General features: G+C 66.6%; 14 protein-coding genes. 6 read left to right on the top strand and 8 right to left on the bottom strand.

Annotated features, from left to right (window positions below; translation table 11 throughout):
* Nucleotides 1–66 precede the first annotated feature (66 nt).
* From ABM562_RS26465 to ABM562_RS26430, 8 genes are all read right to left on the bottom strand, one after another.
* Nucleotides 67–1,398: a di-heme oxidoreductase family protein gene (locus ABM562_RS26465; RefSeq protein ID WP_460423885.1), complete on the bottom strand. Its 1,332-nt coding sequence runs from the start codon at nt 1,396–1,398 to the stop codon at nt 67–69.
* Nucleotides 1,395–2,696 (bottom strand): ABC transporter substrate-binding protein, encoded by a 1,302-nt coding sequence (locus ABM562_RS26460; protein WP_460423884.1) that lies wholly within the window; start codon nt 2,694–2,696, stop codon nt 1,395–1,397. The genes ABM562_RS26465 and ABM562_RS26460 overlap by 4 nt, the downstream gene beginning before the upstream one ends.
* Nucleotides 2,683–4,725: a TonB-dependent receptor plug domain-containing protein gene (locus ABM562_RS26455; protein ID WP_460423883.1), complete on the bottom strand. Its 2,043-nt coding sequence runs from the start codon at nt 4,723–4,725 to the stop codon at nt 2,683–2,685. The genes ABM562_RS26460 and ABM562_RS26455 overlap by 14 nt, the downstream gene beginning before the upstream one ends.
* Nucleotides 4,726–4,926: 201 nt before the next feature.
* Nucleotides 4,927–5,202, bottom strand: a complete 276-nt coding sequence (locus tag ABM562_RS26450) for a hypothetical protein (protein WP_115086434.1) — start codon at nt 5,200–5,202, stop codon at nt 4,927–4,929.
* A 123-nt stretch (nt 5,203–5,325) separates the two neighbouring features.
* Nucleotides 5,326–6,723, bottom strand: a complete 1,398-nt coding sequence (locus tag ABM562_RS26445; protein WP_460423882.1) for an isochorismate synthase — start codon at nt 6,721–6,723, stop codon at nt 5,326–5,328.
* Nucleotides 6,720–7,025, bottom strand: coding sequence for an isochorismate lyase (locus ABM562_RS26440; RefSeq protein WP_115086436.1), 306 nt, complete (start codon nt 7,023–7,025; stop codon nt 6,720–6,722). Before ABM562_RS26440 ends, ABM562_RS26445 begins: the two co-directional genes overlap by 4 nt.
* Nucleotides 7,025–7,816 carry a thioesterase II family protein gene (locus tag ABM562_RS26435; RefSeq protein ID WP_275670882.1) on the bottom strand — a complete coding sequence of 264 codons (792 nt, stop codon included), beginning with the start codon at nt 7,814–7,816 and terminating at the stop codon, nt 7,025–7,027. The genes ABM562_RS26440 and ABM562_RS26435 overlap by 1 nt, the downstream gene beginning before the upstream one ends.
* A complete protein-coding gene (locus tag ABM562_RS26430) occupies nt 7,813–9,474 on the bottom strand; it encodes a (2,3-dihydroxybenzoyl)adenylate synthase (protein WP_460423886.1) in 1,662 nt (553 codons plus the stop codon). The genes ABM562_RS26435 and ABM562_RS26430 overlap by 4 nt, the downstream gene beginning before the upstream one ends.
* Nucleotides 9,475–9,701: 227 nt before the next feature.
* On the opposite strand from ABM562_RS26430, the gene ABM562_RS26425 reads away from it, so the two are divergent.
* The 6 genes from ABM562_RS26425 to ABM562_RS26400 all read left to right on the top strand — a co-directional run bounded on the left by ABM562_RS26425 (nt 9,702) and on the right by ABM562_RS26400 (nt 24,938).
* A complete protein-coding gene (locus ABM562_RS26425; RefSeq protein ID WP_115086438.1) occupies nt 9,702–10,595 on the top strand; it encodes a helix-turn-helix transcriptional regulator in 894 nt (297 codons plus the stop codon).
* Nucleotides 10,596–10,749: 154 nt separating this feature from the next.
* Nucleotides 10,750–15,072, top strand: coding sequence for a non-ribosomal peptide synthetase (locus ABM562_RS26420; RefSeq protein ID WP_460423881.1), 4,323 nt, complete (start codon nt 10,750–10,752; stop codon nt 15,070–15,072).
* Nucleotides 15,069–20,474 (top strand): non-ribosomal peptide synthetase, encoded by a 5,406-nt coding sequence (locus ABM562_RS26415; protein ID WP_460423880.1) that lies wholly within the window; start codon nt 15,069–15,071, stop codon nt 20,472–20,474. The genes ABM562_RS26420 and ABM562_RS26415 overlap by 4 nt, the downstream gene beginning before the upstream one ends.
* Nucleotides 20,471–21,508 (top strand): Gfo/Idh/MocA family oxidoreductase, encoded by a 1,038-nt coding sequence (locus ABM562_RS26410; protein ID WP_460423879.1) that lies wholly within the window; start codon nt 20,471–20,473, stop codon nt 21,506–21,508. Before ABM562_RS26415 ends, ABM562_RS26410 begins: the two co-directional genes overlap by 4 nt.
* The gene (locus ABM562_RS26405; protein WP_460423878.1) at nt 21,505–23,244 is read left to right on the top strand and encodes an ABC transporter ATP-binding protein; all 1,740 of its coding nucleotides are present in this window, start codon (nt 21,505–21,507) and stop codon (nt 23,242–23,244) included. Before ABM562_RS26410 ends, ABM562_RS26405 begins: the two co-directional genes overlap by 4 nt.
* A complete protein-coding gene (locus ABM562_RS26400) occupies nt 23,241–24,938 on the top strand; it encodes an ABC transporter ATP-binding protein (RefSeq protein ID WP_460423877.1) in 1,698 nt (565 codons plus the stop codon). The genes ABM562_RS26405 and ABM562_RS26400 overlap by 4 nt, the downstream gene beginning before the upstream one ends.
* The last annotated feature ends 108 nt before the right edge of the window (nt 24,939–25,046 follow it).

The following is a 25,046-nucleotide window of genomic DNA, read 5'->3' as shown; positions in this document are numbered from 1 at the left end:
CACAGGTCCAATGTGGGAGCTGGCTTGCCAGCGATGGGCTGCACAGCAGCCCCGAAGATCCAGAAATTACAGCGACTGCAAAAACGCCCGCAGCGCCCGGCGATCATCGGCCACCAGTGCCTTGAAGCGCTCGCGCGCCACTTGCGCTTCACCGCCATGCCACAACACCGCCTCCTCAAGCGTACGCGCCCGGCCGTCATGCAGGTACCCGGCGCCGGGGTTGATCCGCTCGATCAGCCCCAGCCCCCACAGCGGCGCGGTACGCCACTCGCGGCCGCTGGCCAGGTAGTCGTCGCGCCCATCGGCCAGGCCCGGCCCCATGTCATGCAGCAACAGGTCGCTGTAAGGTTCGATCTGCCGCGCTGACAATAGCGGGTACAGCGGATGCTGGCCCGTGGTCAGGCGCGGGCGATGGCACTGGGCGCATCCCGCTTCATTGAACAGCCGCTCGCCACGCTGCACCTCGGGATTGTCCAGGCCTCGCCGCGGCGGTGGCGCCAGATGCGCCAGGTAGAAGTGCAGGTCACCCAGTTGCAGGGCATCGAGCTCCGGCGCACCGCCACTGACCGCCTGGCGACAGTCCTGTTGCATCGACGTGCAGTTCTGTTCAGGGTACAGCGGCGAAGTAATCCCCAGGTCGCCGTGCAGGGCGCTGGCAATCTGCTGACGCAGGTCCGGCTGGTTCGATTTGAGGCCGAAGCGCCCGGCCTCAAGGCGCTGGCGCTCGACGCTCCACACCTGGTTGACGCGGCCTTTCACGCCATCAGGTTTAGGCGCGTCGGCCAGCGCTTGCAGGGTGCTGGCCTCGATGGCTTCGAGCAGGCCCAGGCCGAACACCGGTGAGCCAACCCGCATCGAGGTGTGCACGTTATCCAATGGACCATAGTTCAGCTCGCTGAAGCTCAGCCGTGGCGAACGCAGGCCGATGCGCTCACCATCCGTCAGGGTCACAAACTGCTCTTGCCAGCGGACATGCGCCCGGCCTTCACCGGCCACGCCGGGAATGGCCGATTCGTTGAGCTGATCACCATAGGCCGGATGCGGCAGTGGCCCGCCATGGGCATCGCGTCCGGGCCGCGACAGCCGCACCAGCAGCGTGCGCAGGGGCTCGTGGTCGCTGGCCGGGGCCTGGCCACGGCCATTTTTCGGGTGGCAGGCAATGCAACTGATGCGGTTGTACAGCGGCCCCAGGCCATCGACTGCTTCGTCCCGCGAGGGCGCGACCACCCAGGCCTGGCGGAACAGGCTGCGGCCGTGGAAGAAGCGCTCCCGTTGCAGGTCGTCATCCAGCCCCGGCAAGGGCTGGGCGAAGGCTTCACGGTTGACGGCGGCGTGCTCGGCGCTGGCGGGCAGGCTCACCAGCATGCCGAGCAACAGCCAAAGGCCATAGCGCTTCACAGGCCCATGGCCGCAAGCAGGCGCTCGGCTTGCGCCTGTTGCCTGGCGCTATGGAACTGCCAGGCGATCTCCTCGCGGCCCAGGGCGTCCTGGTCGCTGGCCGGCTGACGCTGCATGCCCTGGTCCTGACGTTGAGCAAACAGCGCCAGCAACGGCGCCGACATGGCTTGCTCCTCGTCGATGGGCGGCACGCTGAGGAACTCGCGCACGGCGGTCAGGTCCCGGCCCTGTGCTTCACCGGCATGCACCCGCGCCCACAACGCGCCGAGGCGCTCATGGGGTTGGCCAAGCCATTGCTCGAACAATGAGGTGATCAGCGCCAGGCGCTCGCGCGAACTGTCGTCGGTGTAGGCATAGGCACCCTGGCGGGCGGCGGCAAAGGGGTCGTGATAGCCCGCTGGCAGATCGGCATAAACGCTGGGGCGCACCGGCAGTTTGCGGATGTCCGGATCGGCCAGCAGGCGTTGCCCTGCAGGTGACAGCACGAAGCGCACAAAGGCCCGCGCGCCCTCGACCTGCCTGGCCTGGCGGGGGATGGCAATATGCGCCGGGTTGAGCCCGCCATGGGCGGGATAGATGAACTCGACCGCTTCGCCATTGCTCACCGCCGAGGCAACGAAGAAGTCGATCGATACGCCCACCGCCGAGCGCCCGCTGGCCACCTCGTCACTGACCAGGGTGCCGCCACGGCTGACCAGCCGCGATTGCCCGGCAAGCTCGCTCCACAGGGCCCAGCCCTTGTCCCAGCCGTAGGCCTGCAGGACGATATCCAGCAGTACCGGGGCAAAGCCGACCCGCGCCGGGTCGGGCAGGGCGATGCGCCCGCGCAGGCGGGCATCGAGCAGGTCCGGCCAGTCTCGCGGGGCGGGCATGTTCAGCTTGGCCAGTTCGACCGGATTGATGGCAAAGCCGTAACCGGCAAGCTCGGTGGCCTGATAGCGAGCCGCGCGATCGCGCAGGGCGATGGCGCCAATGCGCGGCGGCAAACCGTCCAGGTCGACACCCAGCGGCTGCCAGCCGGCGTCCCGGGCCAAACGCTTGAAGTTGCCCGGTGACGGCGCCCAGTAGACATCGACCCCGCCCTGATCGGCCTGACGCAAATAGGGCAGGGCATCGAAGCCCTGGCGCCAGAGGATCTGCAGGCGATAGCCGGGGTTGGCGCGCTCGAAGGCTTCTTCGAAGCGCGTCATCATCTCCTCGGGGTAGCTGGTCAACACCACCACCGGCTGCGGCGCTGCCGCCTGGACGCTGGCCGCGCCCAGCAGCAGGGCCAGCAGCCAGGCCTTAGAGCGGCACATTGAACTGTACGAAGTAGCTGCGGCCACTTTCCGGGTACCCCTCGCTGTATGCATAAAGGCGATCGAACAGGTTGCGGATGCCCGCTTCGATGCGTACGTCGTTGCTGAAGCGGTAGCCGCTCTTGAGGTTGTATACCGCGTAGCCGCCGCTCATCTGGCTGCCATCGGACATGTTGTAGCGCCGCGACGCGGCTTCGACGCCGGCGGTGTGGCGCCAGGCATCGAGGTTCAAGCTGGCCGAGGCAAACAGGTTGTGGCGCGGTGTGTCGATCGGGTGCAGCTCGGGGTTGCTGCGGTTTTTCCGCTCTAGGTAGGTGTAGCTGGTGTTGAATTCCCAGTTGCCCAGGTCACCGCGCAGGCCCAGTTCAACGCCCTGGTTACGTGCCTTGGCGATGTTCTGGTACTGGCCGCACGGCGCCGCGCAACCGGCTACCGGGGCGACGGTGACCTGCTGGATGGAGTCTTCGATATTGCTGACGAACAGCGCCGTGTCCAGGGTCCATTGCTGGTTGACCGCGCCGCTGTACCCCAGCTCGTAGTGGGTGGCACGTTCGGATTTCAGGTCGGGGCTGGGGATCACCGTGCCAAAGCGGGTCGAGTAGCGGTCCTTGATGGTCGCAAAGCGGCTCTTGCGTGCCACCGTCAGGCGCATCTGGCCGTTGTGATCGATGTTCAGCAGCGGCCCGGTGTTCATGAACAGGCCCAACTGGCTGTTGAGCGCATCATCGCTGCCGGTGGGCTCGTCATACAGGGTCTTGACCCTCGTCGAGGCGGCGTTGGTGCCGAAGTTCTCGGCCTCAAGGCTCTTGCGGTAGTTGTACGACACGCCGCCGACCACGCTGAAAATCTCGTTCAGGCGCAGGGTGTCTTCCACGGCGATGGACTGGGTCTGATCGCGAAAGTGGGTTTGCGGGTCGCTGCCATCGCGCGAGCGGTGCACGTCTTCCTTGAAATGGTAGGCGATGCCCAGGCGGTTGCCCTCGCTCAGGGCCAGGTCGCCTTCGACCGAGAAACCCGTGGACTCATCATCGTACTTGCTTGGGAAACCAGGCTGCATCGCGCCGGGGATGCCATTGTTGTAGACGAAGCTTTCCAGCGAGTTCTTGAAGGTATCGCGGTACACCCGGGTCTTCAGGCCGTGCTCGCCGAAGCGGGTATTGGTAGCCAGGAACAGGCTGGTCTTGTCCCATTGCGGCCATTGCCACCAGCGCTTGCGCTGGCCGGTGGCGGGCAGGTCGCCGGCGTAGGGCGGCTGGCCCTTGCGGCCTTGCTGCTGGACATAGCCGAGTACGTACTCGTCGGTGTCGTTGGGGGTAAAGCCGAGCTTGAAGCTGAACTTGCCGTCACGCTTGTTGCTGTTTTCCCGGCGACCCTCGCCTTGCTGGTTGTTGGTCGGCTCGAAGTCGTCCGGCAGCATCGTGTAGTCATAGTCGACATAGGACATGCCGCCCTGCATCCACCAATTGCCCTGGTTGGAGCCGAGGTTGGCATAGCTGCGATAAGCGTTGACGTTGCCGTGGTCGGTCAGCTCCAGGCCGCCGCCCACTTCACCTTCGAAAGCCTCGGTGGGCCGTCGGGTGATCAGGTTGATCGCCCCGCCCAGGGTGTTGGGGCCGTACAGCAACGAGGCGAAGCCCTTGGCCACTTCAATGCGCGACAGGTCGTAGGTGGTGAAGCGTCCCAGGTCGATATTGCCGTCGTAGGGTACGTAGGTGGGAATGCCATCGATATAGACCGGCACCTGCAGACGGTCGAAGCCACGCACGTACACCACCTGTTCGGCACGTGCGCCCATGTAGGCGAGATTCACCCCGGGGGCCAGGGCCAGGGCGCGGTCGACGGTCTCGCGGTCGTGCAGGCTCATGTCATCCAGCTCGACGACGCTGCTGCCGGTTGCCAGGGCATCATCCTGCGGTGCGGAAATCTGGATTTCACCCAGGCTGAAGGTTTTTTTCTGCTCGGCCACGGCGGCCTCGGCACTGATCGCAGCCAGGGCGAGCAGCAGGGTACGGGGGGCGAACGGCGTCATGACGCTCCTTTGTTGGTATCGTTATATATTTTATTATATAGCGCGTGACGCAAAACGGCCGACAGCACCCTCCCCAGGGGCTATCAGGTCGAATCGATCAGGCGAACACGCGCACCGGCAGAACGCCGCAGATACTAGAGCCAGGCGCGGAAATTGACAACGCTATATATAAATTTATATAGCGAATGGATTACAGAATGGCTAGCGCTTGCACTCGGCCAGCACCACTTTGCAGGTGTTGGGCAGGCCGCCGGAACGCCCGGCATAGCGGATGCAGTTGTTCATGGATTTTTGCCGGGCGATCTGCAGGGTCGCGCCCCAGGCCAGGCCGCCTTCGCCGGCAGTGGGGACGGCTTTGGCGTGGCAGTTGGAACCGGCGTTGGCCGCCAGGTAACGTGCTTTGGGTTTGCTCGAACAACCGGCTGTCAGCGCCAGGCAGAGGGCGAGCAGGCAGGTGGTTATGGCGGTGCTGTTCATATCAAAGGCTGTCCGGATCGCCGAAGAGGGCTGTACCCGGGTTGGCCCCCGGTCCACCCAATTATAGGCAGTGGGCAACAATCCCTGTCGGCTATTTTGGCCTGGCAGGGATTGTTGCCACGCTCACGCCTGCAAGGCCAACTGCATGCCGGCCAGCTTGATGCAGGTTTCCTCGTATTCGCTGGCAGGCTCCGAGCAGTGCACGATGCCGCAACCGGCGAACAAACGGGCGTGCTTGCCATTCACCAGTGCCGAGCGCAGGCCGACGATGAATTCGCCGTTGCCCCGGGCATCCAGCCAGCCCAGCGGCGCGGCGTACCAGCCACGGTCGAAACCCTCGAAGCGGCGAATATGCTCCATGGCCTGGCGACGTTCGTGGCCGCCGACGGCGGGTGTCGGGTGCAGCGTCGCGACCACTTGCAGCAGGCCTGCTTGCGGGCGCAGGCGGCCTTCAATCAGCGTGCTCAGGTGCTGGACCCGGCTCAGGCGCTGTATAGCGGGCGTCGACGGTACCTGTAACTGGCTTGCCCACGGGGCCAGGCCACTCTGGATGATCTGCACCACCAGCGCATGCTCGTGGCGGTTCTTCTCGCAGTCCATCAGCGCTTGCGCCAGCTGGGCGTCTTGCTGCGGGTCCGGGTCGCGGCGGATGGTACCGGCCAGTGCCTGGGTTTGCAGGCGGCCGTCGTGTAGTTTTACCAGGCGCTCCGGCGAAGCACCGAGGAAGCAGCTCTGCTGCCGGCGAAAGGCGAACAGGTACGCCGAGGGATCGCTGCTGGCCAGGCGTACCAGGGTTCGGCCAGGGCTGATGGCATGGGAGTACTCGCTGATTACTTCACGCGCCAGCACCACCTTTTTCATCGGGCTGTCGCGCAGTACGTCCAGGGCATGGGCGATTTTGCTTTCCCAGCATGCCCGCGGCAGGCACTGGTCACGGGTATGCTGCGGCGGCGCCAAGGTGACCGGCGGCGACAGATAGCGATCCATCAGGCCGTTCCATTCATTGAGCACATGCTCGCAGCGGCTGTCGGCATTGTCCGAGGGGCCGATCCGCTGCTGGCACACCAGCCAGCATTGATCGCCGTCGCGTATCAGCAGCAAGGTCATCAGCAGCATCGATGCATCGCCGAAACCTTGCCAGGCGCTGCTGGCCTCGACCTGATGATCGAATCGAAAGCCGCCGCAGAGCGCCGGAGGCTGTGGGCCATGGATCACCGCGCTGTGCAGCCATTGCTGCCATTGCTGCTCCACCATGGCGAAGCGCTGCCCGCCAGCGCCGCTCAGTTCTGCCGCCACGCCCCAGCCGAACAGGCTCTTGCCGCCATCGGCCGCGCGCCAGAACAGGCTCTCGGCGTCGGGCTGGTCGACGCGGCAAAACAGCTCCAGCAGGTCCAGCTCGACGATCGCCAGGGCGTAGCTGGCCAGCACCGGCGCGCCTTGTACGGCGGCGCGCTGGCGAGCCTGTTCGAACACCTGGGTCAGCCCCGCGGTGTGTTCTTCCAGCCGGGTAAAGGCCCTCATGCCGGGACTCTCATGGTGCGCCAGTGCCGTACTTGCTGGGCGATGTACCAGTGGATGATCTGGGCGAACAGGGTTTCGACAAAATGCGCATCCAGCCCGGCTTCTTCGGCCCACTGGCGCCGTTGCGGGAGCATCTGGGCGACGCGCTCGGGTGCGGCGATGCTGCTTTCGGTCGGCTTGAACCGGGCAGCGGCTTTGACGTAAGCCATGCGTTGGCGCATGAGTTCGATGATCTGGTGGTCCAGTGAATCGATGGCGATCCGGATGTCCGGGAGGCCTTCGCAAGCGTCAGGGGATTTCATCAGAGGGATTCCTCAAGGGCGGGCGATGTGAGCGGGCGACGGCCAAGCAGCGTGGCCGCCAGGGCATCGAGCAACGCCTGGCGCTGCTCGATCAGGTAGAAGTGTTCGCCTTGCCAGCGCTGCAGGTGCAGTGGCTGGAGGCTCGCGGCTTGCCAGGCCAAGGCTTCGTCGAGGTCGATCTCCGGATCCTGCTCGGGGTAGAACACCGCGATCCGGCTGCTCAGCGGTTGCGGCGCAGCGCAGCCGTAGGTTTCGACAATGCGGTAGTCATTGCGCAGGCTGGGCATGAACATCTCGCGCAGGGCCGGGTCTTCCAGCAGCGGGTTGGGCCGGCTGGACAGGCGCTGTACATCGTCCAGCAGCGCTTGGTCCGGCCCGCTGTGCAACTGCCCGCCACGCTGGCGCTGCGGAGCCGGGTGGGCGGAAACGAACAGGTGGCCGACGGCGATTGCCTGTTGCTCCAAGCGCGTCGCCACCTCATACGCCACCACGGCACCGAGGCTATGGCCGAACAGGGCCAGGGGGCGATCGGCGTAACCGCGCAACGCTTGGCTGGCGGCCTCGGCGAGGCTGTGCATGTCGGTCAGGCAGGGCTCGCTGAAGCGGTCTTCGCGCCCCGGGTACTGGATCGCCAACAGGTCGATATCGGCGGGCAGGGTGCAGGCCCAGTCGCGGAAAAAACTCGCACTGCCGCCGGCATGGGCGAAGCACACCAGGCGCCAGCGCGGCATCGGCGACAATCGATAGGGGCGCACCCAGCGCTCGGTTTGGGTCAGCAGGTCAGCGATCACGAGGCGCTGCTCCCGCGGTTGGCGTCGAGCCAGGCCAGGCGCAGGCTTTCGCGCAGGTCCTTGCGGCTGACCTTGCCGACCCCGGTCTGCGGGAACTGCGGCACAAACTCGATGCGGTCCGGCACCTTGAATGCGGCCAGGCCCTGGCTGCGCAGATGCTGCTTGAGAGCAAACGTCGACGGCGCCGGATTGCGGGCGACGATGAAGGCACAGGTGGATTCGCCCAACAGCGCATCGGGCATCGCCACCAGGGCCGCGTCATGCACCTGGGGATGATTGATCAGCAGGTTTTCCACTTCTTCGGCGGCGACTTTCTCGCCGCCGCGGTTGATCTGGTCCTTGTCCCGCCCCTCGACCACCAGGTAACCCTCGGCGGTACGCCGCACCCGGTCGCCGCTGCAATAGAAACCGTCGTCGGTGAAGGCCTTGGCATTGTGTGCCGGCAGGCGGTAATAGCCGCGAATGGTGTAAGGCCCACGCACTTGCAGTTCGCCGACTTCACCGTCGGGCACCGCTTGCCCCTGTTCGTCGACGATGCGCACTTCGTCATCGGCGCTCAGCGGCCGGCCCTGGGTGTGCAGGATCAGCTCCTGGCGGTCATCCAGGCGCGTGTAGCAGAGCAGCCCCTCAGCCATGCCCAGCACTTGTTGCAAGGTGCAGCCGAGTATCGGCGTGACCCGCGCCGCCGCGGTGCTCAGCAGCTTCGCCCCGCCGACCTGGAGCACACGCAGGCTCGACAGATCGGCCTGGCGCTGGGCCTGGGCGTCGAGCCAGAGCATTGCCAGCGGTGGCACCAACGCGGTGACGGTCACCCGCTCTGCGCTGATCAGGGCGAAGCAGGTGTCCGGGTCGGGGCGCCGGCTGCACACCACCCGGCCACCCGCCAGCAAGGTACCGATCACGCCGGGGCAGCACAGGGTGAAGTTGTGCGCCATGGGCAGTGCGGCAAGGTACACGGTGTGCTGGTCCAGGCCGCAGACGGCGCTGCTGGCGCGCACGTTGTAGAGGTATTCAGCGTGCCGGCGCGGAATCAGCTTGGGGGTGCCGGTGGTGCCGCCCGACAGCTGGAAGCAGGCCACTGCCTCGGCCTGACCGGCGTCATGCTCCAGTGCTTCGCTGCGGTACAGCTCGTCTAGGGCGGTGAATTCCTCGGCGACACCCTCGATCACCACGTGTTGCAGGTAGGGGTTGGCGGCGCGCAGCTGGCGCGCCATCTGCCGACAGTCGAAGCCTTCCAGCTGATCGCAGCCGATGTAGGCCGTGGCCTGGGCAAAGCTGCAGAAGCCGCCGATCTCATGCTGGCGGTGGGCGGGCAGGGCGAGGATCGGCCGCGCGCCCAGGCGAAACAGGGCAAAACACACTTCGACAAAGGCGCTGCCGTTGGGCAGGTGCACGACCACATTGTCACCGGCCTGCAGGCCAAGGGCACGCAAGCCACCGGCCAGGCGCCGGCAGCGGTCCGCCAGGCTGGCATAACTCAGGTGCAAGGGGCCGTCGGTAATTGCGATTGCTGCAGGGTTTCGGGCAGCGGCAGCGTCGAGGGCCTGGGCGAACGTCTGCTCTTGCCAGTAGCCGGCCTGGCGGTAGCGTTCGGCAAATGCGGCCGGCCAGTCGGGGGCGTCGTCGGAGGCATCTGGCACAGGGATGGAGGTACTCAATGACATGGAATCTCCTATTTGCAGAAATAATTGGCTACAAATGGCTAAATGAGATCTATTATCATTGTCTTTTGCCGAGGGCATCTCAACGCCAAGGCTTTCGGTACCGCGACTTTTTCATTAGATGAAATGCGCAGTGGCTTCAAACAGGGAGGCTCAAGGCTTACAAGCCTCCCGTTACTTCAGGTCAGGCCCCACGTAATGGCCTCAGGAAAAGGGAAAACCCAATGACTATTACGATCATCGCCCCAACTCACCCAGAGAAGCAGGCCGCCCCCAAGGGCAACCAACCCGGAACGGTCTACCTGGAACCGCACATGACCCTGGTCACCGGCACCCTGTGGTCGGAGAGCGAGGCCTGGGTCGAAGACCCGCTGGAGCGTGGTCTCAAGCTGATCCTGGTGCAGAGTGGCGAGTTGTCCTGCCGGATCCCCGGGCACGCCGAGCAATCGATCCGCGGCCCGAGCCTGTGCACCATCGTCAATGACGGCGAGTTCACCTCTTCGCAGATCTACGGCACCTCGACGCCGCTGCGCTACACCATCGTGCAGCTGGACCTGGAGTCTCTCGACCGGCACCTGGGCATGGCCCCGCGCAAGCTGCTGGCCGCCAGGGGGGGCGATCCCTACATGATGGTGCGCCCGGCGCCCCGGGCGATGCAGGCGCTGGCGACGCAGATTGCCACCTGTCCGATGCAGGGCCCCAGCCGCTCGCTGTACCTGGGCGGCAAGGCCCTGGAATTGACCGCCCTGAGTGCGCAGTTCCTGCTGGACGAACGCGCGCAGCCGGAACAGAAGCTGCGCATCACCTCATCGGATGTCGAGCGCGTGCACGCGGCGCGCGATCGGCTGGTGCGCTCGCTGCTGGAGCCGCCAAGCCTGAATGCCCTGGCCGCCCATGTCGGCATGAGCCCACGCAAACTCACCGCAGGGTTTCGCAAGGTGTTTGGCACCAGCGTGTTTGGCTACCTGCACGAACATCGCCTGAGTGAAGCGCACCGCATGCTCAGCGATGAAGAGAGCAACGTCTCGACCGTCGCCTATGGCGTGGGTTACAGCCCGGCGCATTTTTCCATTGCCTTTCGCAAACGCTACGGCGTATCGCCCAGCGAGATCCGCTGACGGCTCGCTGACTCTGAATCGAATGAAAAGGCCTGTGCATCTAAAGCCTTGAGCGCTTCCTGAAAACCTGCTTGCGATAAAGTCTCATTTGATAATGGCTTGCATCTTTGTGAGCCGCGCAGATTTTATTTTCAAGGGTCACAGGAAGCTTTTCATGAGCGAGCTGACAACAGCAGACACCCCCCCGGCCAACCCGCTGCGCCCCTGGCTGATCGAACACCTCGCCCAGTTGCTGGGTGCCACCGTGGATGAAATCGACAGCCTGGGCGACGAGGAAAACCTGCTCGGCTGCGGGCTGGATTCGATTCGCCTGATGTATCTGCAAGAGCGCCTGCGCAGCCACGGGCTACAGGTCGATTTTGCCCAGTTGAGTGCCGAGCCGAGCGTGGCTGCCTGGCTGGCGCTGTTGCGCGGGCAAACCTTGCAACCTACGCTGGCGCCTGCCGTTGCACCTGCATCAGCAGGCGAGGAGAGCTTCGAACTCAGTGCCGTGCAACAGGCCTACTGGCTGGGCCGTGGCGCCGCTGAAGTGCTGGGCAATATCAGTTGTCACGCTTGGCTCGAGTTCGACTGCCAGGGCATCGAACCGCGACGCCTTGAAGCCGCTGTGAGCCTGGTGCAGGCCCGGCACCCGATGCTGCGGGCCAGTTTCAACGAGGGCCGCCAACGCATCCTGGCGTCGCCGACACAGCCAGTGTTTGACCATCAGGACTGGCGCCAACATTCACCACAAGCGGCGCAACCAGCCTGGGCCGAACTGCGCCGCTGGCGCTCGCACCAATGCCTGGCGGTGGAGGCTGGGCAAGTGATGCTGGTGGGCCTGGTGCAGATGCCCGACGGCCGTGACCGGGTCTGGCTGAGTGTCGACCTGCTGGCGGTCGACGTGGAAAGCCTGCGCCTGTTGATGGCGGACCTGGGCCAGGCCTACCTGGCGCCAGCGTTGTTGCCGGCGCCGCCGGCCCTGCACTTTGCCGACTATCTGAAGCGCCGTCAGCTACGCCGCGCCGAAGCTTATGCCCGTGACCGCGAGTACTGGTGCCAACGCCTGGCGCAGTTGCCCGATGGCCCGGCGCTGCCGCTGGCCTGCGCGCCCGAGTCGATCCGCGAACCGCGCTTCAGCCGCCAGGCGTTTGTCCTCAGCGGCGCGGAAGCCGAGCGCTTGCAGCGCCAGGCTACCGGCCACGGCCTGACCTTGTCCTGCGTGTTCGCCACCGCCTTCAATGCGGTGTTGGCGCGCTGGAGCGGGCAGTCGAACTTCCTGCTCAACGTGCCGTTGTTCGACCGTCACGATGATCAGCCCGGCATCGATCAGGTAATAGCCGACTTCACCACTTTGCTGCTGGTGGAGTGTCAGGACGCACCGCAATTGCCCTTCGCCGAAGCGGTGCGGCAGTTCCAGCGCAGCCTCCATGGCACCATCGACCGCTCGGCGTTTCCCGCACTGGAAGTGCTGCGCGAAGGCCGGCGCCAGGGCCATCCGCGTTCGGCGCCGGTGGTGTTTTCCAGCAACCTGAGCGAGTCGGGGTTTGTCCCGGCGAGCTTTCGCGAAGTGTTTGGCGACCTGCACGATATGCTCTCGCAAACCCCGCAGGTGTGGCTCGACCACCAGCTGTACCGGGTCGAAGACGGCCTGTTGCTGGCCTGGGACAGCATCAGTGAACTGTTCGCCGACGGCGTGCTCGAGGCGATGTTCCAGGCCAACATCGAGCTGCTGCAGCGCCTTGCCGACAGCGACTGGAGCCTGCCGCAACCGGTACTCCTGCCGCTGGCGCAACAGGCCCGGCGCGCGCGCCAGAACAGCGTCCCGGCGCTCGCCCCGGGGCGTGGCTTGCTGGAAGATTTCTTCCGCCACAGCGGGCAGCGGCCGGAAGATCTGGCGCTGATCTGTGGCGCCCAACGCTGCACCTACGGTGAACTGGCCACGCGTTCGCTACGGGTGGCCGCCGGCTTGCTGGAAGCCGGCATGCGCCAGGGCGAGGCGGTGGAAGTCTGCCTGCCGCGCGGGCTCGGGCAGATCGTCGCGGTGTTCGGCGTGCTGGCGGCCGGTGGCTGCTACGTCCCCGTCGATACTGCGCAACCGCCAGCGCGCCGTAGCCTGATCGAGTCGGCAGCGGGCATAAGCCTGGTGATTGCCGAGGCGCCGCCGACGCTTACGCCTGATAGCCCGTCGTTGCGCTGGCTGGACCTGGCGCGCCTGGAGCAGTCCGCGCCCCTGGCTGCGCCACGCGTGCAGGCGCCGCAGGCCAGCGCCTATGTGATCTACACCTCCGGCTCCACCGGCGTGCCCAAGGGGGTCGAGGTGAGTCATGGCGCGGCAATGAATACCATCGACGCATTGCAGGCCGAGCTCGGGATCGACCGCGATGACTGCTTGCTGGCGGTGTCGGCGCTGGATTTCGACCTGTCGGTGTTCGACCTGTTCGGCGTGCTGGGGCAGGGCGCCCGCCTGGTGCTGCTGCAACCCGAGGAAACCCGCGACGCGGCGCGCTGGGCGCAATTGATTGCCGAGCACCGGGTGAGCCTGTGGAACTCGGCGCCGGCGCTGCTGGAAATGGCCCTGGGCATTGCCGCGGGCGACTGTCACTACCAGAGCCTGCGGGCGGTGTTGCTGTCGGGCGACTGGATTGCCCTGGACCTCGCCGCACGCTTGCGCCGACAGGCCACGGCGCAGTGCCGGGTGTATGGCCTGGGCGGCGCCACCGAGGCCGGGATCTGGTCGAACCTGCACTGCATCGACGAAGTGCCGGGCCACTGGACCTCGATCCCCTATGGCAAGCCCCTGGCCGGCCAGGCCTATCGGGTGGTCGATGACAGCGGTCGGGATGTGCCCGACCAGGTGGTGGGACAATTGCTGATTGGCGGTGGCAGCCTGGCGCGAGGCTACCGCAACGATCCGCAACTGACCGCGCAACGTTTTCGCAGCGACGAGCGCGGGCGCTGGTACCACACCGGGGATCGCGGGCGCTTCTGGGGCGACGGCACTATCGAGTTTCTCGGCCGTATCGACCAGCAGGTGAAGGTTCGCGGGCAACGTATCGAACTGGGCGAAATCGAGGCAGCGCTGAGCGCCCATCCGCTGATCGACAGCGCCTGCGCGGCGGTATTGCCGGGGACGGTGGCCAGCCTCGGCGCGGTGCTGGTGCTGAACGCAGCGCCGGTCAAGGTCGCCGCGGATGCATGGCAAGGCCGGTCATTGCTGGACGACACGCCGCAAGCTGAAGCCCGGGTTACCGCTGAACTGCTGCAACGTCTGCTGCACGGGCAAGCGTTGCCGGCGCTGCCACTGCTGGACACCTGGCGCCAGTGGTTGCGCGGGCAACCCGCCGAGTCGCTGAGCCTCGGTGATGCATTGGCACAACTGGGCTGGCGGGAGGCCGACCTGCAGGCCATGGTCGGCGCGCTGCAGTCGCTGTTGTGCAGCGAAGGCGGCGCCACGCAGGTGCTGTTCGATCCGTTGTTGGCCCCCCAGGCCATGACCCTCAACCTGCCGGCCGGGCGCCAGTTGCTGGATGCCATGAGCCAGGCTGTGCAGCAGCAGTGCAGTGCCCAGGCCGGGCCGCTGAGGGTCGCGGTGCTGGATGTGCGCGGCGGGCAGTTGCTCGAGCAATGGCTCGATCACCTGAGCCACTGCGACCTGCAAGTGACCCTGTTCGAAACCAGCCCCGGCCTGCTGGCTGCCACCGCCGGCAAGCGCCAGGGTGCTGCCAGCCAACTGCTGCTGGACAGCCTGTTGCCCGTTGAGCATTGCTGCCAATACGACCTGGTGATCAGCTTCGCCGCCTTGCACGGCTATGCCCAGCCCGCCGACTGCCTGAACCTGGCCCAGGCGCTGCTCAAGCCAGGCGGCCGTCTGCTGCTGGCCGAGCTGTTGCGCGATTCGCCGCTGCGCCTGGTCAGCGCGGCACTGCTCGACAGCCGCACACCGGTGTTGGCCGACGCCGTGCAGATCGCGCGCATGCTCGGGCACAGCGGCTTTGCCGACCTGCACTGCCTGTGGCAGAACCCGGCGATGCTGCTGGTCAGCGCCACGGCCGCGGCCGACGCCTTGACCGGCGACAGCCTGCAGCACTGGCTGCAACAGCGCTTGCCGCAAGCGATGCGCCCCGAACACCTCTGGTGCCTGCCGCGTCTGGCGCTCAATGCCAACGCCAAGATCGACCGCAGCCGCCTGCAGGCCTGCATGACTCAGGCGTTGCAACGCCGCCAGCCGGCCAGCAGCGAAGAGGGCGAGCTGAGCCCGGCATTGCAACCTTTGGCCGTGTGCTGGGAGGCGGTGCTGGGACGCCCGGTGCGCAATGCCCAAGGCAGCTTTTTCAGCCTGGGTGGCGACAGCCTGCTGGCTACCCGTCTGTTGGCCAGCGTGCGCGAGCAGATGGGTGTCAGCCTGCGCATGAGTGATTTCTACCTGCAGCCGACATTGGCGGGCATGGCCGCGCTGCTGGCGAGCAGTGCTGCCATTGAGGAGGGCGTGCTATGAGCCTGGATGACCTGTTGCACATCTGTCGTGAACGCCAGATCGAACTCTGGGCCACTGAAGGCCAGCTGCGTTTTCGCGCGCCGCAAGGGGCGCTGGACCCGGCCCTGGCCGAGCGCATCCGCGCCCAGCGTGAAGCACTGATGGTCCATCTGTCGCCACGCGCGCAGTGGCGCTCGCAACCCGGGCAGGCGCTGCAACCTTTTGCCCTGAGCGCGGTGCAGGGCGCCTATGTGCTGGGGCGCAACCCGGCGTTCGACTATGGCGGCAACGCCTGCCACCTGTACGTCGAGTACCCCTGGCCGGCCAATGTCGACATCGAGCAACTGAACCAGGCCTGGAACGCCCTGGTACAGCGCCACCCGATGTTGCGCGCGGTGGTGCACGACAACAGCCGCCAGTGCGTGCAGGCCCAGGTGCCCTGGCAACGCTTGCCGCTGCATGACCTGCGCCAGGCCTCGCCGCTGGCGTTCGAAGCGCATCTGCAGCAGGTGCGCGAGCGCCTGGATCATGCCTGCCATGCCCTCGACCAATGGCCGATCCTGTTGCCGGAAGTGAGCCTGGGCGCGGAACGGGCGATCCTGCATTGTTCGGTGGATTTCACCTTGCTCGATTACGCCAGCCTGCAACTGTTGCTGGTGGAACTGACCCAGCGCTACCTGGAGCCGACGCGGCATTGGCCGGTGCTGGAGGCGACCTATCGCGACTACCTGCAGCATGAACATGAGGTGCGTGAAAGCGCCGCCTGGCAACGGGACAAGGCCTGGTGGCTGGCGCGCCTCGATAGCCTACCCGGGCGTCCGGACCTGCCCCTGAGCGATGACGCCGGGATCGCCTCGCGCCGCTTCGAGCACCACCATGGCGCATTGAGCGCGGCCCAGTGGAACGCCCTCTGTGCCCTGGCCAGCGCCCAGGGCTTAAGCGCTGCGGGCGTCACCCTGGCGGCGTTCGCCGAGGTAATCGGGCGCTGGAGCCAGAGCGCCGATTTCTGCCTGAACCTCACCGTACTCAACCGGCCGGACCTGCACCCGCAACTGGGCCAGGTGCTGGGCGACTTCACCGCCCTGAGCCTGCTGGCGGTGCACGGCGCCAGCGGCGCGAACTTTGTCCAGCGGGCGCGGCGTATCGGCGCGCAGTTGTTCGATGACCTGGATCACAGCCGCTTTACAGGGGTCGAGGTATTGCGCGAGCTGGCACGGGTCCAGGGGCGTGGCGCCGACCTGATGCCGGTGGTGTTCACCAGCGGCATTGGCAGCGTCGAGCGCCTGCTGGGGGATTGCGGACGCTTGTTGCAGCCGCCGAGCTACATGATCAGCCAGACGCCCCAGGTGTGGATCGATTGCCAGGTAAGCGACCAGTACGGTGGTTTGCAGATCGGCTGGGACGTGCGCGTCGGCGTGCTGCCGCAAGGCATGGCCGCGCAGATGTTCGACGCTTATGTCGACCTGCTGCAGCGCCTGTCCGCAGATGCGCAGCTGTGGCAAGTGCGCGGCAACATCGTGTTGACCCAACAACGGCCGCCGCGGCTCTCGGCGCACAAGGCCCTGGACCGCAACATCGCCAGCGGCTTTGCCCGCCAGGCGCTGCGCACCCCGGACGCGCCGGTGATCAGCGACCGCGCCGGGCGCTACAGCTACCGTCAGGTTGCCCAGCACGCCGACGCCGTACGCGCGGCGCTGGAGGCGCTTGAGGTAGCGCCCGGCGCGCGGGTGGCGGTGATGCTGCCCAAGAGCGCCTGGCAACTGATGGCGGTGCTGGGTATCAACCAGATGGGCGCCGCCTATGTGCCCATTGATATCCGGCAACCGGCCCTGCGCCGCGAAGCCATTTTGCGTGACGCCGGGATTGCCGCCGTCATCAGCCTGGAGGCCGAGGCCTTGCCGGCGGGCCTTGAGCTGCCGCGTATCGCCATCGACAGCCTCGCCGCCGCCAGCCACTGGCCGCCGCGCGAACCGCTGGCGGTGCAAGCCGGTGACCTGGCCTACATCATCTACACCTCCGGCTCCACCGGTACGCCCAAGGGCGTGATGCTCAGCCATGGCGCGGTGGTCAACACCCTCGACGACATCAACCAGCGCTACGGCGTCAACGCCCAGGACCGGGTGCTGGGGCTGGCGGAGCTGAGTTTCGACCTGTCGGTGTATGACTTCTTCGGGGCTACGGCGGTCGGCGCGCAGGTGGTGCTGCCAGACCCCGAACGCGGCGCCGATCCCTCCCACTGGGCGCAACTGATGCGTGAGCACGGCGTGACCTTGTGGAACTCGGTGCCGGCCCAGGGCCAGATGCTGATCGATTACCTGGAGACCGAGCCGGCTGTGATTCCCGGGCCGCGTTGCGTGATGTGGTCCGGCGACTGGATCCCCACCACCTTGCCGACCCGCTGGTGGCAGCGCTGGCCCGACAGCCAGCTGTTCAGCCTGGGTGGCGCGACCGAGGCGGCCATCTGGTCGGTAGAGCATCCCATCCGTCCCGCCGACACGGCCTTGCCGAGCATCCCTTATGGCCGCGCCCTCAACGGCCAGACCCTGGAAGTGCTCGACAGCCTCGGCAGGCAATGCCCGCCGGGGGTACGCGGCGAGATTCATATCGGTGGCCTTGGCCTGGCCCTCGGCTACGCCGAAGACCCGCAGCGTACCGCCGAACGCTTCATCATCCATGCCAGCGGACGGCGCCTGTATCGTACCGGGGACCTGGGACGTTACCTGGATGAGGACGGCCTGATCGAGTTTCTCGGACGCCAGGACGATCAGGTGAAGATCCGTGGCCATCGCATCGAACTGGCGGAAATCGACGCCGGCTGGCTGGCCCATCCACAGATTGCAGCCAGCACCACGGTACTGCTGGGCGAGCGCCACGAGCGTTCGTTGTGCAGCTTTGTCACCTTGCAGGCTTCGGCCAGCGATACCCAGCGGGTGGGCGAGGAACTGGCCCGGGTTGTGGCCAAGGCGCGCGACACCCTGGAGCAGGCCGATTTCGGCCCCCGTGAGGAAATTCAGGCCGCCCTGGCGGCGCTGGACCGGGCGGCAGATGTATCGCTGCTGCACTGGCTGGCCGGCAGTGGTTTGCTGGCGTTGGCGCAGGACGTAGAGTTTGCCCCGCTGTGTCAGGCCCTGAAACTGGAGCCAGGCCAGCAACGCCTGTTGCGCCATTGGCTGACCCTGTTGACCGACAGCGGCTTTCTGCAACGCCAGGGCACGGGCTGGCGCTGCGCCGTGGACCCGGGCGAGGTCGACCAAGCAGCAGCCTGGGCGCACTTCGCTGAACGGGCGCCGGCGGGGCTTTGGCCGGTGGAACTGGTGGATTACCTGCGGGGCAGCGCCATGCGCCTGGCCGAGCAACTGGACGGCCGGCTGAGCCCGGCGAGCCTGATGTTCCCGCAAGGTTCGGCGCATATTGCCGAAGCCATGTACAGCCGCGGCCTGCATGCACAGGTGCTGCACCAGGCCATGGCCGAGGCGGTGAGCGCGATTGTTGCCCGTGAAGGGCAGCGTAGCTGGCGCATTCTTGAAGTCGGTGCTGGCACTGGCGCGGCCAGTGCCTCGGTCATTCCGGCGCTGGCACCGTTGGTGGCAGCCGGTGTGCAGATCGACTACCTGTTCTCCGATGTTTCCAGCTACTTCCTCAATGCAGCACGGGAACGCTTTGCCGAGTACCCATGGGTGCGCTTCATGCACTTTGACATGAACAAGCCCGCCTGCGAGCAGGGCCTGCATGCAGGCTCGCTGGATCTTGTGCTCAGTTCCGGGGCCTTGAACAATGCCCTCGATACCCCACGCCTGCTGGCCGGCCTGCGCCAGTTGTTGCAAGCCGATGCCTGGCTGGTGATCCAGGAGCTGACCCGCGAGCACCGGGAAATCAGTATCAGCCAAAGCCTGATGATGGAGACGCCCGAGGACTTGCGCGTGGCCAACGGGCAGTTGTTCGTGCACCGGCAACAGTGGCTGGATTGGCTCAACGGTGAAGCAGGGGACCATGCCCAGGCCCTGGCTTCACCGGCCAGTGTGCTGGCGGTGCTGGGCTATGACCTGTTGGTGGCGCGGATGAAAACCGACCGGCCACTGTTGCCTGCCCAGACCTTGCTGACGTTTATTGCCGAGCGGGTGCCGCGTTACATGGTGCCGGCCCAGGTGCGAGTGCTGGACCGCCTGCCGGTGACCGCCAACGGCAAGATCGACCGCCGCGCCCTGACCACGCAGGCGCAGCAGCGCCAATTGGAACCGGTGCGCCAGGTACGGGCCGAGGTGGGTGATGAGCTGGTGCAGCGCCTGATCGGTCACTGGCAGCGAGTGCTCGACTGCAGCGACCTGTCGGCCGAGCAGGATTTCTTCGCCGCCGGAGGTGACTCGCTGCTGATCGCCCAATTGATCGCCGGCGTGCGCGAACAGGAACCCCTGGCCCGTGCGCACCCCTTCGACCGCCTGCTGCGCTGGGCCCTCAGCCAGCCGACCCCGGCCGGCCTGGCGCAGCGCCTGCGCAGCGAATCGTGCACTGAGGCGCCGGCCCCGGAACAACCGGCAACGCCCGCCCTGGATACGACCCGAGCGCCGTTGACCGGGCGCGTGCGGCTGGATGCCCTGCGCGAACTGGCCGCTGGCGAGGGCGTTGCCCGGGTGCTGGTGCATGAGGGCCTCGGCACGTTGCTGCCTTATCGCGGGTTGATCGCGGAACTGGCGGGCAGCGGCCCGCTGCTGGGGCTCGCGGTGCACGACAGCGAGGGCTACCTGCGCCTGCCTGCGCAACACGTGAATGCGACCCTCGGCAAACGCTATGCCCAGGCCTTGTGGGACAGCGGCCGGCGCAGCTTCGACCTGCTGGGCTACTGCTCCGGCGGGCTGGTGACCCTGGAACTGGCCAAGGCATTGCTGCAACTGGGGGCCGAGGTGCGCCAGGTGGACATTGTCTCCAGCTACCGCATTCCCTATCGGGTGGACGATGAGCTGCTGATTCTCTACAGCTTCGCCGCCACCCTTGGCCTGGATGCGCAGGCGCTGGGCTTGCCGTCTGCCGAACAACTGCACGCCGCACTGGCCCAGGGGCTTAAGGATTCGCCGCAGCACCTGGCCGCGGGCAGCCTGAGTGGAGTCTTGCCACATTTCGACGCAGCGCAGCTCAAGTCCCGGGTGCTGGCCGCCGCCCGTGGCATCGCCGATGAGCAGCTGTACCGGGTGTTCGCCCATTCGGTGCGGGCCAGTCACTACAGCGACAGCGCGCCTTATGTCGGCGCCGTGCGCCTGTTCGTGCCGAGCGTCAGCAACCCCTTGATCGCCAATCACCAGGCCAGCCTGCAGGCCTGGTGGCAGGCGGCATCGCTGGCGCCGCTCACCGTGCAGACCCTGCGCGGCAATCACTTCGATTGCCTGAGCGCCGGGCTCAGTCGTCACTTGCTGGAGGAACACCGTCCATGAACAACCCCGTCAAAACCCTGGTGGTGGGCTCGCGCTTCGGCCAGTTCTATGCCGCCGGTGTCGCTGCCGCCGACAACCTCGAACTGATGGGGGTGCTGGGGCAGGGCAGTCGCCGCTCACAGGCCCTGGCCCGGCACCTGCAGGTGCCGTGTTTCGACGCCCTCGAACAGGTGCCCGACGACACCCGCCTGGCCTGCGTGGCGGTGGGCGGCGCGGCACGCGGCGAGCAGGGCCCGGCCCTGGCGCAAGCGTTGATGGCGCGTGGCATGGATGTGCTGATCGAACACCCGCTGTTGCCCCAGGAGTTGCACGAGCTGTTGCGTACTGCGGCGCGCTTGCAGCGGCGTTGCCTGCTCAACAGCTTCTATCCGCAATTGCCGTGGGTGGCGCGCTTTATCGAGCTCGGCCGGCAGTTGCATCGCCAGCAGGGGATTCGCCACATCGAGGCCAACTGCGCGGTGCAGGTCAGCTACGCGACCCTGGATTTGCTGGCGGCGCTACTGGAGTCGGTGGGGCCGTGGTCGCTGGACAATCTGGCGCCGGCGCTGTCGCCGTGGCGCGATATCAGCCTGGTCATGGCTGAGGTGCCGGTGTCGTTACGCGTGCTCAACGAACTGGCGGCGGCCGATGACGGGCGCATGCAGATGCTCCAGCGCATCAGCCTCGCCACCGACAGCGGCACTCTGCTGCTGGCCTCGCCCCATGGGCCGCTGCTGTGGATGCCGGCGGTACGTGCGCCGAGCGAGGATGTGCACGGGTTGTTCGATCTGACTGGCGCCGCCTTGCCGTGTGTCGAAGTGCTGCAGGACGCCGCCACCGATTGGGGGCAGGTCTATCGCCAGGTCTGGCCACAGGCGGCGGCCAGTGCCCTGCAACCGTTGCTCGACGGCGTCGGCCTGGTGCGTCGGCAACAGCGCAGCCTGGAAGTGGTCGGGCTCTGGCAGCAGGTGACAGCGGCCATCGGCTTTCCCGAAACGCCACCCCAGGCGCTGCCGGCGGCAAGCCTGGCGCAGGCCCTGGAGGGTTGCCGATGAACTTTCTGGGGCCCGAATTGCGGGCATTGTTGCAGCCTTTTCGCGCGCGCTTGTGGCTAGCGGTGGCAGTGCAGGCCATCGCCGGGATCAGTTCGCTGGTGCCGTTGATAGCCCTGGTGCATCTGACCGACGGCCTGCACCAGGCGCCGCCGTTGGCGCCTGGGGTGATGGGCTGGGTGCTGCTGGCGGTGTTCGGCTCGGCCCTGTGGCTGTGTGGTCAGACCCTGGCACTGCACCTCACCCACAGCGTGGATGCCGACCTGTGCAACCGCTTGCGGGTGCGCCTGGCCGAGCATCTGCAACGCTTGCCCCTGGGCTGGTTCGCGCGGCTGGGGGCCGACGGCGTCACCCGTTATGCCGAACAGGATGTGCGGGCGCTGCACCAACTGGTCGGCCATGCCCCGACCGATCTGGTCAACCTGCTGCTGATTCCTCTGGCCACCCTGAGCTACCTGCTGTGGAGCGACAGCGGTTTGGCGCTCTGGTGCCTGCTACCACTGGGGTTGGGAGTGCTGGGTTACTGGCGGCTGGGCTCGGCGCATTACCGCGAAGATGTCGAACGGCGTAATGCTGCGATCCAGCAGTTGTTCAGCGCCTACAGCCAGTTTGCCGCGAACCTGGGACTGGTGCGCCAGTTTCCGGGCGCTGGCATCCACCGCAGCCTGCAACAGGCGGTGCACCAATTCGACCAACGCTTCAGCCACTGGGTGAGCCGCGCCGGTCATCTCGCTGCGCTGATCCAGGTGCTGCTCGGCGCACCCTGGCTGCTGGCCTGGGTGGTGCTCGGGGCTTTGCTGGCGGGACTGGCCGAGGTGGGCGCGGCGCAGTTGTGCGCCTTCCTGTTGCTGGTACGGGCCATGGCCGCGCCAGTGTTGGCGATGGGGCATGGCCTCGATGCCCTCAACAGTGCGCGGGTTAGCGCGCAGCGACTGCAGGCGGTGTTGAGTACGCCGCCGTTGGCCGAACCCGACGCGCCGCAAGTGCCCAGGGACGCCAGCGTGGAAATGCGTGAGGTGTACTTCGCCCATGGCTCGGTCCCGGTGCTGGCGGCGATCAACCTGCGCCTGGAACCGGGCACCACCACGGCGCTGGTGGGGCCGTCGGGCGCGGGCAAAAGCACCCTGGCCGGGTTGATTGCACGGTTCATGGACGTCGACAGCGGGCAGGTGCTGGTGGGCGGGGTGGATGTTCGCCAGGTCGCCAGCCAGCAACTGCAACGTCATCTGGCCCTGGTGTTCCAGCACGCCGGCGCGCTGCGTTTGTCCCTGGCGCAGAACATCGCCCTGTACCAGCCCGACGCGAGCCTGGCGCAGATTCGCCAGGCCGCGCGGGCGGCGTGCCTGGACAGCCGGATCATGGCCTTGCCCAAGGGCTACGCGAGCATCGCTGGTGACGACGTAAGGCTCTCTGGCGGCGAGCTGCAACGCCTGGCCATCGCCCGCGCGCTGCTCTCGAGCGCGCCGATCATGCTCTTGGACGAGCCGACCTCGGCGACCGATCCGCAAACCGAGCGGGCCTTGCGCACTGCCTTGCATGAGGGGGCGGCCGGGCGTACCCGGCTGATCGTTGCCCACCGGTTGCAGAGCATCTGCCATGCCGAGCAGATCCTGGTGCTGAACGAAGGCCGGATTGTGCAGCGCGGCTGTCACCAGCAGTTGCTGGCCACGGACGGCCTTTACCGTCAGTTGTGGCGTGAACAAATGTCGAGCGCCGATCAAATGGAGCCTGTGTCATGAGCGTTTTTTCGTCCCTGCGCCAACTGCCACTGCGCACCTGGCAAACCCTGCGCGGGGCCTTGATCTGGATGGTGCTGGCCGCCGTGCTCGATGGCCTGGCCGGGCTGGCACTGGTGCCGCTGATGCTGGCCTGGTTCGACCCTGCGGCTCCTGATGTGCTGCAGCCTGTGTGGCTATTGCTCGGCCTGACGCTGCTGCACGCCCTGGTCAGCTACATCGCCCAGCGTCGCGGTTACCTGGCCGGGGCGGGGCTGGCGGCGGGGCTGGTGTCGCGTCTGCTGGCGCATTTGCCACGGCTGCCGCTGGGCCGGCAACGTCATCTTGAGGACCTGGTTCGCGGGCCGGTGTTCAATAGCATGAGTATCCCGGCGCACCTGTTGGCGCCCTTGATAACCGCGTTGGTCACGCCGACGGTGGTGGTCCTCGGCCTGTTCGCCATCGCGCCTCGGCTGGCGCTGCTGCTGGCGCTGGCCTACCTGCCGTTGTTCGGCCTGCTGCGCTGGGCCGGGCGGCGCAGCCTGGAGCTGGAGCAACAGCGCCAGGCGGTGGATCGTCACGCCGGGCAACTGCTGCAAGCCTTCGCCGAGCAGCAGCCGCTGATGCGCAGCAGTGCTGATGCCAGTCAGGGCCAGGTAGCCCTGCGCGAGTCCCTGCAGCAACAACATCAGGCGACCCGTTCGCTCAATCGCCGGGCACTGCCCGCCAGCCTGGGCTTTGCCAGCGCAGTGCAACTGGTGTTTTCGGCGGTGCTCGCCGGCGGGGTGCTGGCGGTGGCTGCCGGGCACTTGCCGGGGGCGCTGCTGGTGGCAGTGCTGGTCTTGCTGGTGCGCTTTGTCGAGCCGCTGTCGCAGCTGGCGCAACTGGACCAGGCCTTGCGCATGGCCTGGCAGGCCTTGGCGCAGGTGCTGGGGGTGCTGGGCGAACCAACACTGTTCAGCCCGCAACCCGGCCTGCAACCACGGGATGCCAGCCTTCAGGGCCAGGGTCTGAACAGCTACGGCGAACACGGCGAGCACCTGCTCAAGGACCTCGACCTGCACTGCGCGCCCGGCACTTTCACGGCTATTGTCGGGCCTTCGGGGGCCGGTAAAAGCACGCTGCTGGCCTTGCTTGGCCGCGGGATGGATGCCCAGGCCGGCGAAGTGCGCCTGGGCCAGGTGGACATCCGCCAGTTGAGCGAGCAGACCCTCGCCGCGCAGCTGACCCAGGTGTTCCAGGACAGCGGCCTGTTCGCCGGCAGCCTGCTGTGGAATGTCAGCATGGCGCGGCCACAGGCGACACCGGCGCAACTGCAGCAGGCCGCCGAAGCGGCTGCGCTGGATGAGGTGCTCGCCAGCCTGGCGGATGGCTGGCACAGCGAAGTCGGCCCGGGCGGTGCCTTGCTGTCGGGTGGTCAGCGCCAGCGAGTGGGCCTGGCGCGGGCGCTGCTGTCCGAAGCGCCGATCGTGTTGCTCGACGAACCCACCGCCAGCCTCGATGCGCGCAGCGAGGCGCGGGTCAATCGCAGCCTGCGGGCGTTGCGTGGCCGGCGCACACTGGTGCTGGTGTCGCACAACCCGGCGCTGGTGCGTGACGCCGATCAGATCCTGGTGCTTGAGGCCGGACGCTTGAGCGGCTGCGGCAGCCACGAACAGTTGCTCGCCACCCACCCTTGGTATGCGCAGTTCGTCGAGCAGCAGCGTGTCGACGGCTAAGGGCATTGGTGCCGGGCATCAATTGAAAAAGTCACTAAATCGAAAAGTTCGCCCACTCGTTTGAAGGATACTAATGAGAATTATTATCGAAATGGGGCGGGGCAATGT

The organism is Pseudomonas sp. ZL2 (assembly GCF_054788455.1).
Note: the sequence above shows the minus strand (reverse complement) of the source record. Positions and strands in the feature narration are given on the sequence as shown.